General features: G+C 64.7%; 13 protein-coding genes and 1 tRNA gene. 11 read left to right on the plus strand and 3 right to left on the minus strand.

The genetic code is table 11. The features are described 5' to 3' along the window. Positions 1 to 199 precede the first annotated feature (199 nt). The 3 genes from HDG37_RS21435 to dprA all read right to left on the minus strand — a co-directional run bounded on the left by HDG37_RS21435 (position 200) and on the right by dprA (position 4,884). Positions 200 to 2,866, minus strand: a complete 2,667-nt coding sequence (locus tag HDG37_RS21435; protein WP_184051093.1) for a DNA topoisomerase III — start codon at positions 2,864 to 2,866, stop codon at positions 200 to 202. 309 nt (positions 2,867 to 3,175) lie between these two features. Further along, positions 3,176 to 3,553: a thioredoxin family protein gene (locus HDG37_RS21440; protein ID WP_184051095.1), complete on the minus strand. Its 378-nt coding sequence runs from the start codon at positions 3,551 to 3,553 to the stop codon at positions 3,176 to 3,178. Between the two features lie 101 nt (positions 3,554 to 3,654). Continuing rightward, positions 3,655 to 4,884: a DNA-processing protein DprA gene (dprA, locus tag HDG37_RS21445; protein WP_184051097.1), complete on the minus strand. Its 1,230-nt coding sequence runs from the start codon at positions 4,882 to 4,884 to the stop codon at positions 3,655 to 3,657. A gap of 277 nt (positions 4,885 to 5,161) precedes the next feature. On the opposite strand from dprA, the gene def reads away from it, so the two are divergent. From def to queE, 11 genes are all read left to right on the plus strand, one after another. Beyond that, positions 5,162 to 5,665 (plus strand): peptide deformylase, encoded by a 504-nt coding sequence (gene def, locus HDG37_RS21450; protein WP_184051099.1) that lies wholly within the window; start codon positions 5,162 to 5,164, stop codon positions 5,663 to 5,665. A 30-nt stretch (positions 5,666 to 5,695) separates the two neighbouring features. Continuing rightward, a complete protein-coding gene (gene fmt / locus HDG37_RS21455) occupies positions 5,696 to 6,691 on the plus strand; it encodes a methionyl-tRNA formyltransferase (RefSeq protein WP_184051101.1) in 996 nt (331 codons plus the stop codon). A gap of 116 nt (positions 6,692 to 6,807) precedes the next feature. Then, complete coding sequence (locus HDG37_RS21460; RefSeq protein ID WP_184051103.1) at positions 6,808 to 7,449, plus strand: LysE family translocator; 642 nt, start codon at positions 6,808 to 6,810, stop codon at positions 7,447 to 7,449. A 105-nt stretch (positions 7,450 to 7,554) separates the two neighbouring features. Then, entirely contained in the window at positions 7,555 to 8,412 is an 858-nt protein-coding gene (htpX, locus tag HDG37_RS21465; RefSeq protein ID WP_018418965.1) for a zinc metalloprotease HtpX, read from the plus strand. A 199-nt stretch (positions 8,413 to 8,611) separates the two neighbouring features. Beyond that, the gene (rsmB, locus tag HDG37_RS21470; protein WP_184051105.1) at positions 8,612 to 10,051 is read left to right on the plus strand and encodes a 16S rRNA (cytosine(967)-C(5))-methyltransferase RsmB; all 1,440 of its coding nucleotides are present in this window, start codon (positions 8,612 to 8,614) and stop codon (positions 10,049 to 10,051) included. Continuing rightward, positions 10,048 to 10,647 carry a DUF4390 domain-containing protein gene (locus tag HDG37_RS21475; protein WP_184051107.1) on the plus strand — a complete coding sequence of 200 codons (600 nt, stop codon included), beginning with the start codon at positions 10,048 to 10,050 and terminating at the stop codon, positions 10,645 to 10,647. Before rsmB ends, HDG37_RS21475 begins: the two co-directional genes overlap by 4 nt. Continuing rightward, a complete protein-coding gene (locus HDG37_RS21480) occupies positions 10,637 to 13,063 on the plus strand; it encodes a PAS domain-containing sensor histidine kinase (protein WP_184051109.1) in 2,427 nt (808 codons plus the stop codon). The genes HDG37_RS21475 and HDG37_RS21480 overlap by 11 nt, the downstream gene beginning before the upstream one ends. Next, positions 13,064 to 13,753, plus strand: a complete 690-nt coding sequence (gene esaR / locus HDG37_RS21485; protein WP_184051110.1) for a response regulator transcription factor EsaR — start codon at positions 13,064 to 13,066, stop codon at positions 13,751 to 13,753. A gap of 93 nt (positions 13,754 to 13,846) precedes the next feature. Further along, a tRNA-Phe gene (locus tag HDG37_RS21490) sits at positions 13,847 to 13,922 on the plus strand. A gap of 395 nt (positions 13,923 to 14,317) precedes the next feature. Continuing rightward, positions 14,318 to 15,049, plus strand: a complete 732-nt coding sequence (queC, locus tag HDG37_RS21495; protein ID WP_184051112.1) for a 7-cyano-7-deazaguanine synthase QueC — start codon at positions 14,318 to 14,320, stop codon at positions 15,047 to 15,049. A 64-nt stretch (positions 15,050 to 15,113) separates the two neighbouring features. Next, the gene (queE, locus tag HDG37_RS21500) at positions 15,114 to 15,746 is read left to right on the plus strand and encodes a 7-carboxy-7-deazaguanine synthase (protein WP_184051114.1); all 633 of its coding nucleotides are present in this window, start codon (positions 15,114 to 15,116) and stop codon (positions 15,744 to 15,746) included. The last annotated feature ends 4 nt before the right edge of the window (positions 15,747 to 15,750 follow it).

The raw sequence follows: 15,750 nt of genomic DNA on the forward strand, positions 1-15,750 counted from the left end.
TCCTGACCTCAACTTCCCGAACCGCCCGGTGCGGACCCGCATGCCGGGTGGTGTGGCAGGGGCGTAGCCTCTTGGCTACCCCCTATGCCGATTGGACAGATGCGGACTACACCGCGGGCTGTGCACGGATCGCCGACTGCGATGGCTAATGTAGCTATTCCTGCTACCACCGCGAGCCGCCGATCCGAATCTCGCCCTACTAGCCGGTTTTTCGCGCCGCGGTCTTTTTCGCCGGTGCCTTCTTGGCCGCCGCGGTCTTGGCAGCGGGAGCCTTCTTCGCCGCCACCTTCTTTTCCGCCGGCTCGGCCTTCACGGCCACCGCGGTATCACCTTCGTCCGCTTCCGGCATCGCCTTGGCCGCGGAACGAGCACCCGAAGTCTTCGCCGCTGCGGTCTTCGCCGCCGCCGGCTCCTTCTTCTCGAATTCGAAGCCGATCTTGCCGTCGTTCTGCTTGACGAGGAAAGCTTTGAAGTTACGGCCGGTACGCGACGACTTGAAGTTCGTCAGCAGATCGGTGCGACCCTCCTCGAGCAGTTTGGCCATCTGCTCGCGGGCGATTTCCTGCTGCAGGATCACCTTGCCGGAACGGAAGTCGCACGACTTCGGATTCGCCACCGAGTTTTCGCAGACGTAGCTCATGCCATGCTCGAAAACGCGGCCTTGGCACTTCGGACACGCGCCGACCGGCTGCTGATCGGAGAAGTCGGGCGGCTCGCCGTCTTCGCCGGCCGCGTCCTGGCCGAAGTCGAACTCGAGCTTGTAATTCTTGATCTCGTCGTCGAGCGACAGTTTCAGGATCGCCGAGAACGGCCGCCCCATCTTGCTGCGGAAGCCCGACAGCGGCCCGATCGTCTTGTTCTGCAGCAGTTCTTCGACTTCGGCGATCTCGAACTGACGGCCGCCCGGAATCTTCGAGATCGAGAACTCGCACTTCGAGCACGCGAAACGCCGGTAGTTTTCCTTCACCTGGCCACCGCAATGCGGGCAAGGTGTCTGCAATGTCGCGTAATCGCCCGGGATCGTGTCGGAATCGTATTCCTTCGCGCGCTTGACGATGGTCTGCGTCATGCGCGCGATTTCCTGCATGAACGCGTCGCGCGGCAGGTTGCCGCGCTCCATCTGCGACAGCTTGTATTCCCATTCACCGGTTAGCTCCGGCGCAGTCAGCTCCTTCACGCCGAGGCCGCGCAGCAGCGTCATCAGCTGGAAGGCCTTGGCGGTCGGAATCAGATCGCGGCCTTCGCGGATCAGGTACTTTTCGGTGAGCAGACCTTCGATGATCGCCGCGCGCGTTGCCGGCGTGCCGAGCCCCTTGGCCGCCATCGCTTCGCGCAATTCGTCGTCTTCGACCAGTTTTCCCGCACCTTCCATCGCCGACAGCAGCGTCGCTTCGTTGTAGCGTGCGGGCGGCTTCGTGATCAGTTGCTGCGCGGCGATCTTGTCGGTCTTGACCTTTTCGTCCTTCTGCACCGGCACGAGGTTCGCGTCATCGCCGCTGGTTTCACGGCCGTAGATCTGCAGCCAGCCAGGCTCGACGAGCACCTTGCCCTCGGTCTTGAAGTGATGGCCGACCACCTCGGTGATACGCGTCGTCACTCGGGATTCGGCGGCAGGGAAGAACACGGCGAGGAAGCGCTTCACGACGAGGTCGTAGAGCTTCTGCTCCGGCTCGGACAGATTCTTCGGCGCCTGCAGCGTCGGGATGATTGCGAAGTGGTCGCTGATCTTCGAGTTGTCGAAGATGCGCTTGTTCGGTTTCACCCAGCCCTTGTCGAGCACCTGCTTCGCGAACGGCAGGTAGTTGTTGCTCTCCTTGAGCATGCCGAGCGTCTGCTTGACCGTGTCCAGATAGTCTTCCGGCAGCGCGCGCGCGTCGGTTCGCGGATAGGTCAGTACCTTGTGCTTTTCGTACAGCGCCTGAGCGAGACCCAGCGTGTTCTTCGCCGAAAAGCCAAAGCGGCCGTTGGCTTCTCGCTGCAGACTGGTCAGGTCGAAGAGCGCGGGTGACAGCTGCGTCGACGGTTTCGACTCCTCGGTCACCGTGCCGAGCTGTCCGCGGCAAGCCGCGACGATCGTCTCTGCCGCTGGCAACGCCCAGAGGCGCGAATCGCGCTTCTCCGGATCGAACTCGTCGCGCTTGAATTTCGGGTCGAACCAGCGGCCTTCGTAGAAGCCGCCCGCGCAGACGAACTCCGCCTTCACTTCCCAGTAGTCGCGCGGCACGAAGCGTCGAATCTTCTCTTCGCGCTCGACGACGATCGATAGCGTCGGCGTCTGCACGCGCCCGACCGTGGTCAGGAAAAAGCCGCCGCCCTTGCTGTTGAACGCGGTCATCGCGCGCGTGCCGTTGATGCCGACGAGCCAGTCCGCCTCCGAGCGGCAGCGCGCCGCGTCGGCGAGCGGCTGCATCTCTTCGTCGCTGCGCAGACGCGCGAAACCATCGCGGATCGAGCCGGCCGTCATTGACTGCAGCCACAGCCGTTGCACCGGCTGTTTGGCTTTCGCGTGCTGCGCGATCAGGCGGAAAATCAGTTCGCCCTCGCGCCCCGCGTCGCATGCGTTGATCAGACGGTCGATGTCCTTGCGCTTCATCAGCCTGGTCAGCACCTTCAGGCGCGACTCGCTCTTCGCGATCGGATTCAGATCGAAATGCGGAGGAATGACGGGCAGATTGGCAAAGCTCCACTTGCCGCGCTTGACTTCGTAGTCGTCGGGCGCGGCGATTTCCAGCAGGTGGCCCACTGCCGACGAAAGGACGTAGTCGTCGCTTTCGTAGTACTCGTCATGCTTGGTAAAGCCGCCCAAAGCGCGCGCGATGTCGTTCGCGACAGAAGGCTTTTCGGCGATGATCAGTGCTTTGGACATGACTCGATGTGAGGTTGGTAGATCCGGGTTGGTGGCCTTGAGCGCCAACATGGCGCGCGGCGCTCGCTTTGAGACCTCTTTCGACCCAATAACGACCGCTTTATAGCACAAGGTGCGAACCCAACGGGCCAAGTGCCATAAAAGCGCGTCATCATAATTGCGCGTCCGGCGGTTGATCAACTGCGGCAAACGCCGCGTGCGGACAGCGATGCCAGCCGCGATGCTGTCCCAGGTGATCGGCGGGGGCCTGTGCCGCAAGCCGCGCGCCGCGAAGCTTTCCGTTTGACCGGGCGGCGCGCGAGGCCGCCTTCAGGCGACCGCCAGCGCCGGCCGCAGCTTTGGCGCACCGGTTACGCCGGGCAGCGCGGTCAGATCCGACAGCATCCGCTCGACGATCGACGCCTGTGGCAAAACCGTACCGAAAAACCGTGTCGTCACCGAGTCTTCGATCAGGACGGTCGGGAAATTCTCGACGTCCAGATCGTCGAACCGATCCGCATGAGTTTCGATGTCGATCCATGCGAAACAGACTTCCGGGTGTCGCTCGGCCAGTTGGTTGAAGGAGTCCCGGTACTCGCGACACGTTCCGCACCACTCCGCGCACAGGCATGCAACGAACAGCGTGTCGGGTTCGTTGACGCGCTCGGCGATCCGGTCCTGGTCGGTGTCGAGGTTCAGCGCGGGCATGAAGTGATTTCCTTGTGTGCTTTGTCGGGTGCTTTGGCGCGAATGTAGCATGGCCGGTCGCGAAAAGTTGCCAATCTGCATTGACGCCGGTCAGTCTCGGCTCAGTCATGATGGGCTCGCATGAAGCGGCCGCCGGGCAGCAGCGTGACCTCGCCGGCGAGTTCGAGCCGGAGCAAAGCGGCGTGCAGGGCGGCGTCCTCCATCTCGGTACGGGCGGCGAGAATTTCAAGCGTGGTCGGCGAATGGCCGAGCGCGGCGAGCAGACGCTGTGCGTCAGGGGCGAGCGCCGGCTGCGGGGGCGGCCCGGACGCCGGTGAGTCGGCGAAGGCTGCGGTCGTAGCGGGCAAAGCGGTCCCACCCGACGAAACGTGCAAACCCGCATGCTCCAGCGGCGCGGCCCGCTTCGCCGAGCGTCTCGCATCGCCCGCCGGCCGCGGGGCAAAACCGAGCTCCTCCAGCACCTCGTCAGGCGTTTCCACGAGCCGCGCTCCCTGCTTGATCATCCGATGACAGCCGCGCGACAACGGCGCGTAAATCGATCCGGGCAACGCGAACACGTCGCGCCCCATCTCATTGGCAAGCCGCGCGGTAATGAGCGAACCGGAACGCATAGCCGCCTCGACGATCACGACTCCGCTGACCAGCCCAGCGATCAGCCGGTTGCGCTGTGGGAAGTTGGCGGCGCGTGCCGGCGTGCCGAGCGGCCACTCCGAGAGAATCGCACCCTGCGCGGCGATCTGCCGCGCGAGCGCTTGATGTGCGGCGGGATAGACGAGGTCCGCGCCGGTGCCTACCACCGCGACGGTTCCGCCGACACCTTCCAACCCGCCTCGATGCGCGGCGCCGTCGATGCCGAGTGCGAGCCCCGATACGACCGTCACGCCCGCCGTCGACAGTTCTCGCGCGAACCGTCGCGCATCCTCGATGCCCTGCGGCGTTGCGCTGCGGCTGCCGACCAGCGCGACCGCGCGCGTATGCAGCAGATCAAGCCGGCCCTTTATATATAGGAGCGGTGGCGGATCGGGGATCGTCAGCAGCGCGGGCGGATAGGCGGGATCGTCGAGCGTGACGATCTGGTTGCCCGGCTGCTCGCGCCATGCGAGCACCGCATCGAGCTGGCCGTCGAACGCTGGACCCGGCGGCGCCAGCACCGCGCGCGCCGCGGCGTCACCGGCCACCTCCGCGAGCGTCTCCGGCGACTGCGCCAACAGCGCCCGCGGCAGCCCGAATGCGCCCAGCAACAGGCGCAACGCCGCGGGTTTTAGGCCCGGCGCAAGTGACAACCGCAGCCAGGCGGCAAGTTCGATACGGGTCGCGGGCAAGGTCTGCATGCGGGTCGCTCCTCTGGCGGGGCCTGCGGGCAGGCGGGCGCCATGCTAAAATTTTCATCATCCGAAATAAAAACGCGGAAAAAAAACGGCAATGAGCCGCGAATAATCGCGGCGCCGCGCTTACCGGCGCGGGTTCGTCGTCGGGCGCACGAGGCGCGTTGAATCGAACCGGTTCGACATCATCTATCCTCTGCGTATTACGACGGGCTCACAACCTGGCCAAATGGCCAACGCGAGCCTCCAACGGATGGCGGCGTCTCAAATCACACTCGAAATCATGGCTTTACTGAGCATCCTCAATTACCCGGACAAACGGCTGCACAAGGTGGCGAAGCCAGTCCCGGAGGTCAACGACCGTATCCGCCGTCTCGTCGCGGACATGGCCGAAACGATGTACGCGGCGCCCGGCGTCGGCCTCGCCGCCACCCAGGTGGACGTGCACGAACGCGTGATCGTGATCGACGTGTCGGAAACGCACGACGAACTGCTCGCGTTCATCAATCCGGAAATCGTCTGGTCGAGCGATGAGAGGAAGTTGTCGGAAGAGGGCTGCCTGTCGGTGCCCGGGATCTACGACAACGTCGAGCGCGCCGAGAAAGTGCGCGTGCGTGCGCTCAACGAGAAGGGCGAAACGTTCGAGCTCGATTGCGAGGGGCTGCTCGCCGTGTGCATCCAGCACGAGATGGATCACCTGATGGGCCGCGTGTTCGTCGAGTATCTGTCGCCGCTGAAGCAAACGCGCATCAAGAGCAAGATGAAGAAGCTCGCCCACGCGATGTAACGCGCTTTCAACTTGCCCACCGCCCCATTCATGAGTCATTCGTTGCGCGTCATCTTTGCCGGCACGCCGGAATTCGCCGCGGCCGCGCTGGCCGCGATTCATGGCGCCGGGTTTGCCGTGCCGCTCGTCTTGACGCAGCCGGACCGGCCGGCGGGTCGCGGCATGAAGCTGCAGGCGAGTCCGGTCAAGCGCTACGCGCAGGAGCACGGCCTCGCGGTTGCGCAGCCCACGTCGCTGCGCCGCGCTGGCAAATATCCACAGGAAGCCGCCGCCGGCATCGAGCAACTGCGCGCGACGCCGCACGATGTGATGGTTGTCGCCGCCTACGGGCTGATCCTGCCGCAGGAAGTGCTCGACATTCCGCGCTTCGGCTGCATCAACATCCACGCGTCGCTGCTGCCACGCTGGCGCGGCGCGGCGCCGATTCATCGCGCGATCGAGGCGGGCGACGCGCAAACCGGCATCACGCTGATGCAGGTGGACGCTGGACTCGACTCCGGCGCGATGATTTCCGAAGTACGCACCCCCATCTCCGCCGACGACACCACCGCCACGCTGCACGACCGCCTCGCCGCGGACGGCGCGCAACTGATCGTCGACGCACTGATCGAGCTCGAGCGCAGCGGCAAGCTGACGTCGATCCCGCAACCGGCCGACGGCGTGACCTACGCCGAGAAAATCGCCAAGCACGAAGCGGCGCTCGACTGGCGCCGGCCGGCCGAGGCGCTGGCGCGTCAGGTGCGCGCGTTCGACCCGTTCCCCGGCGGCGCCGGCACGCTCGACGACGGCAGCACCGTCAAGATCTGGGCCGCCACCGCCGTGGCCTCGCCGGCGTCGGGCAGCAACAAGGCGCTAGGCACCATCGTCGAGGTTGCGCCCGACGGCGTGCTGGTCGCTTGCGGCGAAGGTGCACTGCGTCTGACGCAATTGCAGAAGCCCGGCGGCAAGCGCCTGCCGGTGCGCGAATTCCTTGCTGGCTCGCCGCTCGCCGCAGGCCAGCGCTTCCAGCTTCCCGAGGCGCAATAAGCGCGTCTCGCACGCCGGAGCATCGTCCATTCGGCCGGTGTTCTCCGCGCCCGCCGCGAGCGCGACGCGCGTTAGAATCCTCCATGCAGCAGACTAGGTTTTCGAGGGTGCATCACATGCTCGGCATCGTCCATTTCGAGTTTTTCATCGTCGCGGTTTTTCTCCTGAACATCACGCCGGGGCCGGATACCGCTTATATCGTCGGGCGCAGCGTCGCCCAGGGCCGCGGCGCGGGGCTGATGTCGGCGCTCGGCATTTCGGCGGGCTGCTGCATTCACTCGCTTGCCTGCGCGTTTGGACTGACCGCGCTGCTGGCCGCGTCGGCTACGGCGTTCACCATCGTCAAGTTCGTCGGCGCGATTTATCTGATCTATCTGGGGGTGCGCCTGATCTTCGCGAAACCGGCCGCGGATGCGCCCGCCGGCGATGCGCGCGCGTCGTCCACGCCGAAGTCGCTGCGGCAGTTGTTCCTGCAAGGCTTCTGGACCAACGTTCTGAACCCGAAAGTCGTGCTGTTCTTCGTGTCGTTCTTCCCGCAATTCGTCACGACGGGCAGCGAACACAAGACCTTCGCGTTTCTCACGCTCGGTGCGGTCTTCGTGCTGATGAGCATGGTCTGGAACAGCTTCGTCGCGTGGATCGCGGGAAGCGTCACGCAGCGTTTCTCGGGCAAACCGGTGGTCAAGCGCTGGCTCGATCGCGGCGTCGGCAGCGCGTTCGTCGGCCTGGGCATCAAACTCGCGAGCGCCTCGCGATGATTGAATTTTCCCGCATCGCCCATATCTAACATTTCGCTTACAATCTGGCGCCGCAATCGCGCGGCACGGAGATGAAGGCCACGCTCGGGGCAAGGAGTTGCAGACATGTTTAACTGGGTGAAAACCGCGATGTTGATGGCCGCGATTACGGCCCTTTTCATCGTGATCGGCGGGATGATCGGCGGGTCGCGCGGCATGATGGTCGCGCTCGTGATTGCCCTTGGGATGAATTTCTTCTCGTACTGGTTCTCCGACAAGATGGTCCTGCGCATGTACAACGCGCAGGAAGTCGACGAAAACAGCGCGCCGCAGTTCTATCGGATGGTGCGCGATCTCGCCACGCGCGCGAACCTGCCGATGCCGCGCGTCTACCTGATCAACGAAGACGCGCCGAACGCGTTCGCCACCGGCCGCAACCCGGAGCACGCGGCAGTCGCGGCGACCACCGGCATTCTGCGCGTACTGTCCGAGCGCGAAATGCGCGGCGTAATGGCGCACGAACTCGCGCACGTGAAGCATCGCGACATTCTGATCTCGACGATTTCGGCGACCATGGCCGGCGCGATTTCCGCGTTGGCGAACTTCGCGATGTTCTTCGGCGGCCGCGACGAAAACGGCCGTCCCGCGAACCCGATCGCGAGCATCGCGGTTGCGCTGCTCGCGCCGATTGCGGGTGCGTTGATCCAGATGGCGATTTCGCGTGCGCGCGAATTCGAAGCCGACCGGGGCGGCGCGCAGATTTCGGGCGACCCGCAGGCACTGGCGTCGGCGCTCGACAAGATCCATCGCTATGCGAGCGGCATTCCGTTCCCGACGGCCGAGGCGCATCCGGCCACCGCGCAGATGATGATCATGAATCCGCTGTCGGGCGGCGGTATCGCGAGTCTGTTCTCGACGCACCCTGCGACCGAGGAACGCATCGCGCGTTTGATGGAAATGGCGCGCACCGGGCGCTTCGACTGAGGCGCCGCGTCGCTCGGCGCGTCGAGCCTGAAGTACTGAAGAGCGGGCCCGCGAGGCCCGCTTTTGTTCGCACCGTTCGTCGCCACTGCGCGACAGCGTCTGCGGCCACCACCCACGCATGGCGGCGCCCCACCGGCGCCACGCTACAATGTGCGCTGATTGCGCCGCGCGCACCGTGCGGCTTGCCATTGCTCCCTTCATGACTCCAAAGCCTTCTTCGCGTTCTGCTTCCTCGTCGGCGCGTTCGCGCGAATCCCGTTTGTCGACGCTGCAACTGTCGCCCGAATCGCTCGGGTTCGCACTCGATTGCGCGGCCCAGGCCGTCGGCGCCGTGCGTCTCGGCGCGGCCTTGCCCGCGGCGCTGCAAAGCGTTTTCGTGGCGGTGCCCGAGGACAACGCCGCAGCGGCGCGCGGCGCGGTGCAGGATATCGCCTATCGCACGATGCGCCGTCTCGCAACCGCCGAGTGGCTGATCGCGAAGCTGGTGAAGAAGGCGCCTCCGCCGCACGTCGCGCATGTGCTCGCGTGCGCGCTCGCGCTGCTCGTCGACGACGAAGCGAGCGCCGCCTACACGCCGTTCACGGTCGTCGACCAGGCGGTCAGGGTGATTGGCGCGCGTCGCGAGTTCGCGTTCGCGAAGGGGCTCGTCAACGCGGTGCTGCGCAACTTCTTGCGCGAGCGCGACACGTTGCTCGCCTCCGTGCAAGCCGACGAAGTAGCGCGCTGGAACTATCCGGCCTGGTGGATCGACGCGGTGAAGCGCGCATGGCCCGAGGCGTGGCAATCGGTGCTGGCCGCCGGCAACACGCAAGGTCCGCTGACGTTGCGCGTGAACGCGCGCCATTCGACGGTCGACGCCTATCTGCAAGTGCTGCAACGCCAGCAGATCGCCGCAAGCAAGGCTGGCGAGTACGCGGTCACGCTCGCGACGCCAATGCCGGTCGAGCGCATTCCGGGCTTCAGCGAAGGTGTCGTGTCCGTGCAGGACGCAGGGGCGCAACTCGCCGCGCAATTGCTCGGCGTGCGCGACGGCATGCGCGTGCTCGACGCATGCGCGGCCCCTGGCGGCAAGACCGGGCATCTGCTCGAACTCGCCAACATTCAACTGGTCGCGCTCGAAAGCGATGCGTCTCGCGCGCGCCGCATCGGCGAAAACCTGCGGCGTCTGAAGCTCGAAGCGGAAGTGCGCATCGGCGACGCGGGCAACCCCGCGCAATGGCACGACGACCTCGACCAGCCGTTCGACCGCATCCTCGCCGACGTGCCGTGCTCGGCGTCGGGCATCGTGCGGCGTCATCCGGATATTCGCTGGCTGCGTCGGCAGTCCGATATCGCCGCGCTCGTCGCCGAACAGCGCCGCATTCTCGACGCGCTGTGGCCGCTCGTGAAACCGGGCGGCGAGTTGCTTTACGTTACCTGTTCGATCTTCCCCGAAGAGGGCGAGTTGCAGGCACAGTGGTTTGGAAACCAGCACCAGGATGCGGTACGATTGGACGCGCCGGGGCAGCTTTTACCCTCAGTTGCCCGCGCGCCCGCCGACCCATCGGCCGGTTCTCATGCTGGACGACCCGCTGAATTCAGCGCCGGCACGAACTCAGACCACGACGGATTTTTCTACGCGCGCTTTCAGAAACGGTGACCATAAAACGCTTCTTCCCGCTTCGGCTCGCTGCCGTGCTCTGGATCGCGCTGGCCGTCTGGCTTGCAGCGCCGGGCGCGGCGCACGCTGACTCGATAGCGGTGCAGCGGGCGTCGCTGCAGGCCGACAACGGCGGCTGGAGTCTCGACGCGCATTTCGAATTCGCGCTGAACAGCAATCTCGAAGACGCGGTCAACAAAGGCATTCCGCTTTATTTCACGACCGATTTCGAACTGAGCCGGCCGCGCTGGTACTGGTTCGACGAGCAGCCGGTCAGCGTGTCGCAAAGTTTGCGGCTGTCGTTCCAGCCGCTCACGCGCGAATATCGCGTGTCGAGCGTGCAGTCGGGCGGCTTGCAGCTCGGCTTTTCCACGCTCAACGATGCGCTCGCGGTGATCAAGCACGTGACGTCGTGGCACGTGATCGACCGCAATCAGGTGCGGGTCGGCGAAACCTATAACGCGTCCGTGCGCATGCAACTCGACATCGGGCTGATGCCCAAGCCGTTCCAGATCGATGCGGTGAACAACCGCGACTGGAACCTCGCCTCCGATTGGAAGCGCTTCACTTTCACGGCCGCCGATCGTGCTAAATAAAGTGCGCTCATCTTCCACCAGTGTCAGCAGCATCGTCGTGCGCGTGCTCGTGTCGACGGTCGCGGTGACGGCCGTGTTGCTGCTCGTGTTGCTGGCCGCCGCCAGTGCGAACACCGAATTCTTCGACCGCTATTACCAGTGGCTGTATGCGGCCAACGTCGCGGTCGCGTTGATCTTTCTGCTGGTGGTGGCGACGCTCGTCGTCATCATCATCGTGCGATTACGCACGGGCAAATTCGGCACACGGCTGCTCGCGAAGCTCGCGTTCTTCATGGCGCTGGTCGGTGTGGTGCCGGGCGGCATCATCTACATCGTGTCGTATCAGTTCGTGTCGCGCAGCATCGAGTCGTGGTTCGACGTGAACGTCGAAACCGCGCTCGCGTCCGGCCTCAACCTCGGGCGCGGCATGCTCGACGCGTCGCTGTCCGATCTGCAGACGAAGGCGCGTCTGATGTCCGAGCAGCTCGCGAGTGCGGATGCGGCCGGCACCACGTTGACGCTGCTGCGTTTGCGCGACCAGTTCGGTGTGCAGGACGCGACGATCGTCGAGCCGACCCGCAGCATGTCTGGCGCGACGCCGGACATGCACGTGGTCGCGCAGGCGTCCGGCAACTACGCGATGCTGCTGCCGAACGATCTGCCGACACCGCTGATGATCGAGCAGGCGCGTGGCCACGGCTATGCGGCGATCGAAGGCGAAGTGGACGGCGATCCGAATGCGCACGGCGGCAAGGGAGCGCTGCGTCTGCGCGTGGTGCAGCGTATTCCCGATGCGAACGCGTCGCTGTTGCAGCCCGCCGAGCGCTTCCTGCAACTGACGCAGCCGGTCTCGACCACACTCGCGCGCAACGCCGACTCGGTGCAGCGCGCGTATCGCGAGTATCAGGAGAAGGCGCTCGGCCGCACCGGCTTGCGCAAGATGTACATCGGCACGCTGACCCTGTCGCTGTTTCTCGCGACTTTCATCGCGATGATGCTCGCGCTGGCGCTCGGCAATCAGCTCGCGCGGCCGCTATTCCTGCTCGCGCAGGGCACCAAGGAAATCACCGAGGGCGACTACACGCCAAAGCGCGAGATCAAGTCGCGCGACGAACTCGGTTTCCTCACGCAGTCGTTCAATGCGATGACGCGGCAGTTGTCGGAAGCGCGCGGGGCGGTCGAGAAAAATCGTATCGCGCTCGAGCATTCGAAGGCGTATCTCGAGAGCATCCTCGCGAACCTGACCGCGGGTGTGTTCGTGTTCGACCGGCAATTCCGGCTGACCACCGCGAATCGAGGCGCCGAGCGGATTTTCCGTCAGCCGTTCCAGACGGTGCTCGGCTCGTCGCTCGATCAGATCGGCGTGCTCGGCGAATTCGGCGCGATGGTGCGCAAGGCATTCGCCGATCGCGAAGCGGCGAGTGAAGACGGCCATGACGACAACGGCCATTGGCAGCAGCAGTTCTCGGTGCCGGTGCCCGGCGAAACCGAGCCGCTCACGCTGCTCGTGCGCGGCGCGCGCCTCCTCGCGGCGAACGAGCGCGACGCTGAAGACATGCAGACCGCGGGCTACGTGATCGTGTTCGACGACATCTCCGACGTGATCTCCGCGCAGCGTTCGATCGCATGGGGTGAAGTCGCGCGGCGCCTCGCGCACGAGATCAAGAATCCGCTCACGCCGATTCAACTGTCGGCCGAACGATTGCAGATGAAGCTCGCCGACAAGCTCGCGCCGTCGGATGCGGACGTGCTGAAGCGCGGCGCGACGACGATCGTCAATCAGGTCGCCGCGATGAAGCAGATGGTCGACGATTTCCGCGACTACGCGCGCACACCGCCCGCGGTACTCGCGCATCTGCAATTGAATGGTCTGGTCAGCGAGGTGCTCACGCTGTACGGTATCGAAGAAGGCAAGGGCGCGATCCAGGTCGAGCTGGCGGCCTTGCCCGCGATACGCGGCGACGCGACGCAGTTGCGTCAGGTGATCCACAACCTGCTGCAGAACGCGCAGGACGCGGTCGCCGAAGTCGCGCATCCGCGTGTTTTGCTCGAGACGAGGACAGTAGAATACGGAGACCCCGACGCGCAAGGCAAGGCACGCGTCGCGGTCCGTCTGACAGTGTCGGACAACGGACCAGGCTTCCCCGCGCGTATCCTCACGCGCGCGTTCGAGCCGTACGTGACGACCAAGGCCAAGGGTACGGGTCTGGGACTTGCGATGGTCAAGAAGATCGTCGACGAACATGGCGCGCGCATCGACATTCGCAATCGCATGAAGGCCGGCGACGTGATCGAAGGCGCGCAGATTTCGATTCTCTTCCTTCAACTGGCGGACGACTCCGCGCAGCCGGGTGCACCTGGTTCGGGTGCGCATCCGGCGCACGGCGGCGCGTCGCAGGGAACGACAAAAGCAACAGTGCAGACAAGGGCAGCGTAAATGGCAACCATCCTGGTGGTAGATGATGAAATGGGCATCCGGGAACTGCTCTCGGAGATCCTCAGCGACGAGGGACACGTCGTGGAGGCCGCTGAAAACGCGCAGGAGGCGCGCGAGTTCCGTCTGCGTCAGGCGCCGGACCTCGTGCTGCTCGACATCTGGATGCCGGACACCGACGGCGTGACGCTGCTCAAGGAATGGGCCGCGCAAGGTCAATTGACGATGCCCGTGATCATGATGTCCGGTCACGCGACGATCGACACCGCGGTCGAGGCCACCAAGATCGGCGCGCTCAACTTCCTCGAAAAACCGATCGCGTTGCAGAAGCTACTGAAGGCGGTCGAGCAGGGACTCGCGCGTGGTAACGCGGCGGCCGTGCCTGGCGGCGTGGCGGCGAAGCCGGCGTTGCCGGTCAGCGCATCGTCAGTCGCGTCGGCGGCCGCGTTGCCGATACTGTCGTCCGATGGCGTCGGCGGCGGCACGCTCGTCGCGCAAACTGCGTCGATCTCGTTCGACATTCCGCTGCGCGATGCGCGCGATGCGTTCGAGCGCGCGTACTTCGAATATCACCTCGCGCGCGAGAACGGCAGCATGACGCGTGTCGCGGAGAAGACCGGTCTCGAGCGCACGCATCTTTATCGCAAGCTGAAGCAACTCGGCGTCGATCTCGGCAAGAACAAAGGGGAGTGAGCGCCACGTGTTGCATGCGAACGCGGCCCGGCAGATTATTTATGAAAGGGCTTGCTGAACTGCGGATCGCTTGATATAGTTTCGTTCTTCGTTGGCCCGGTAGCTCAGTTGGTAGAGCAGCGGATTGAAAATCCGCGTGTCGGTGGTTCGATTCCGCCCCAGGCCACCAGGATTCAGCCCCAGGAAATCGCAAGATTCCTTGGGGCTTTTCCGTTTGGCGGACAAGTCGTCACTTCAGCTTGCCATGCAGTTGAAGCCGCGCGGGTGGGACAGCTGGCGTCGGCGACATTCGGTGTCGGGTGATAAAATCGCGCCAGTTCAAGGACTTGCATGCAGGCGTCGCACGCGGTCGTGTACCGCGCGAATGCAGTGCCGAGCATGTCGCACCGAAGCACCCAATCCTTCGCCCGACGATCGGCGGTATAAGCGCCCAGCCACGTTCCCGCGCAACGCGCGACCTATACTGCTTTGGGCCGGCACAGTGCCGGCACACGTCGCGCCGCGTTGCTTGCGTGGCGCACCTCGCGCAGCGCGACGTGGCACTCTCATTCACGGAGTATCACGGTGATCCGCAAAGACGCTAAGCGTAGCGCGCTCGTGCTGTTTTCCGGCGGCCAGGATTCCGCCACGTGTCTCGCGTGGGCGCTCGACCGTTACGACACGGTCGAAACGGTCGGCTTCGATTATGGTCAGCGTCATCGTGTCGAACTCGAATGCCGCGAAGGATTCCGTCAGGCCGTCGCGCGTGCGTTTCCGGCGTGGGCCGATCGTCTCGGCGACGATCACACGATCGACCTGTCGCTGCTCGGCGCGATCAGCGACACCGCGATGACGCGCGAGATCGAAATCGAAGCCACGGCCAATGGGTTGCCGAACACCTTCGTGCCGGGCCGCAATCTGATGTTCATGACGATCGCCGCGGCCATCGCGTATCGGCGCGGTTTGCAGGTGCTGGTCGGCGGGATGTGCGAGACGGACTTCTCGGGCTACCCCGATTGCCGCGACGACACGATGAAGGCGCTGCAGGTCGCGCTGAATCTCGGCATGGACGCGCGTTTCGCGCTGGAGACGCCGCTGATGTGGCTCGACAAGGCCGACACATGGCGCCTCGCGCGCGCGCTCGGCGGCGACGCATTGGTGGAACTGGTGCGCGTCGAGACGCATACCTGCTACGTCGGCGAACGGGCCGAGTTGCACTCGTGGGGCTTCGGCTGCGGCGAATGCCCGGCATGCCGGTTGCGCAAACGTGGCTATGAGGCCTACCTCGCCGGCGAAAAAGTCACCGAGCCGGTCTGACGGCTCGCGCGAGAGCGCCCATCATTGAGCATCATTGATTCAGGAACACAGGACAGAAAGCAGCATGACGTACGTGGTCAAGGAAATTTTCTACACGTTGCAGGGCGAGGGCGCGAATGCCGGGCGGCCGGCCGTGTTCTGCCGTTTCGCGGGCTGCAATCTGTGGTCGGGCCGCGAAGAGGATCGCGCGGACGCCGTCTGCCGTTTCTGCGACACCGATTTCGTCGGCACCGACGGCGAGAACGGCGGCAAGTACCGCACACCTGACGAACTGGTCGTGATGATCGCGTCGCAATGGCCGCAAGGCGAGGGCGAACGCTTCGTCGTGTGCACTGGCGGCGAGCCGATGCTGCAGCTCGATCAGCCGCTCGTCGACGCGCTGCACGCGGCCGGCTTCGAGATCGCGATCGAGACCAACGGCTCGCTGCCGGTGCTCGACACGATCGACTGGATCTGCGTGAGCCCGAAGGCCGACGCGCCGCTCGTCGTGACGAAGGGCAACGAACTGAAGGTCGTGATCCCGCAGGACAACCAGCGCCTCGCCGACTACGCCAAGCTCGACTTCGAGTATTTCCTCGTCCAGCCGATGGACGGCCCGTCGCGCGACATCAACACGAAGCTCGCGATCGACTGGTGCAAACGTCATCCGCAGTGGCGCCTGTCGATGCAGACTCACAAGTATCTGAACATTCCCTGATTTG

This window comes from Paraburkholderia sp. MM5384-R2, assembly GCF_014201025.1.
GTDB classification, from domain to species: domain Bacteria; phylum Pseudomonadota; class Gammaproteobacteria; order Burkholderiales; family Burkholderiaceae; genus Paraburkholderia; species Paraburkholderia tuberum.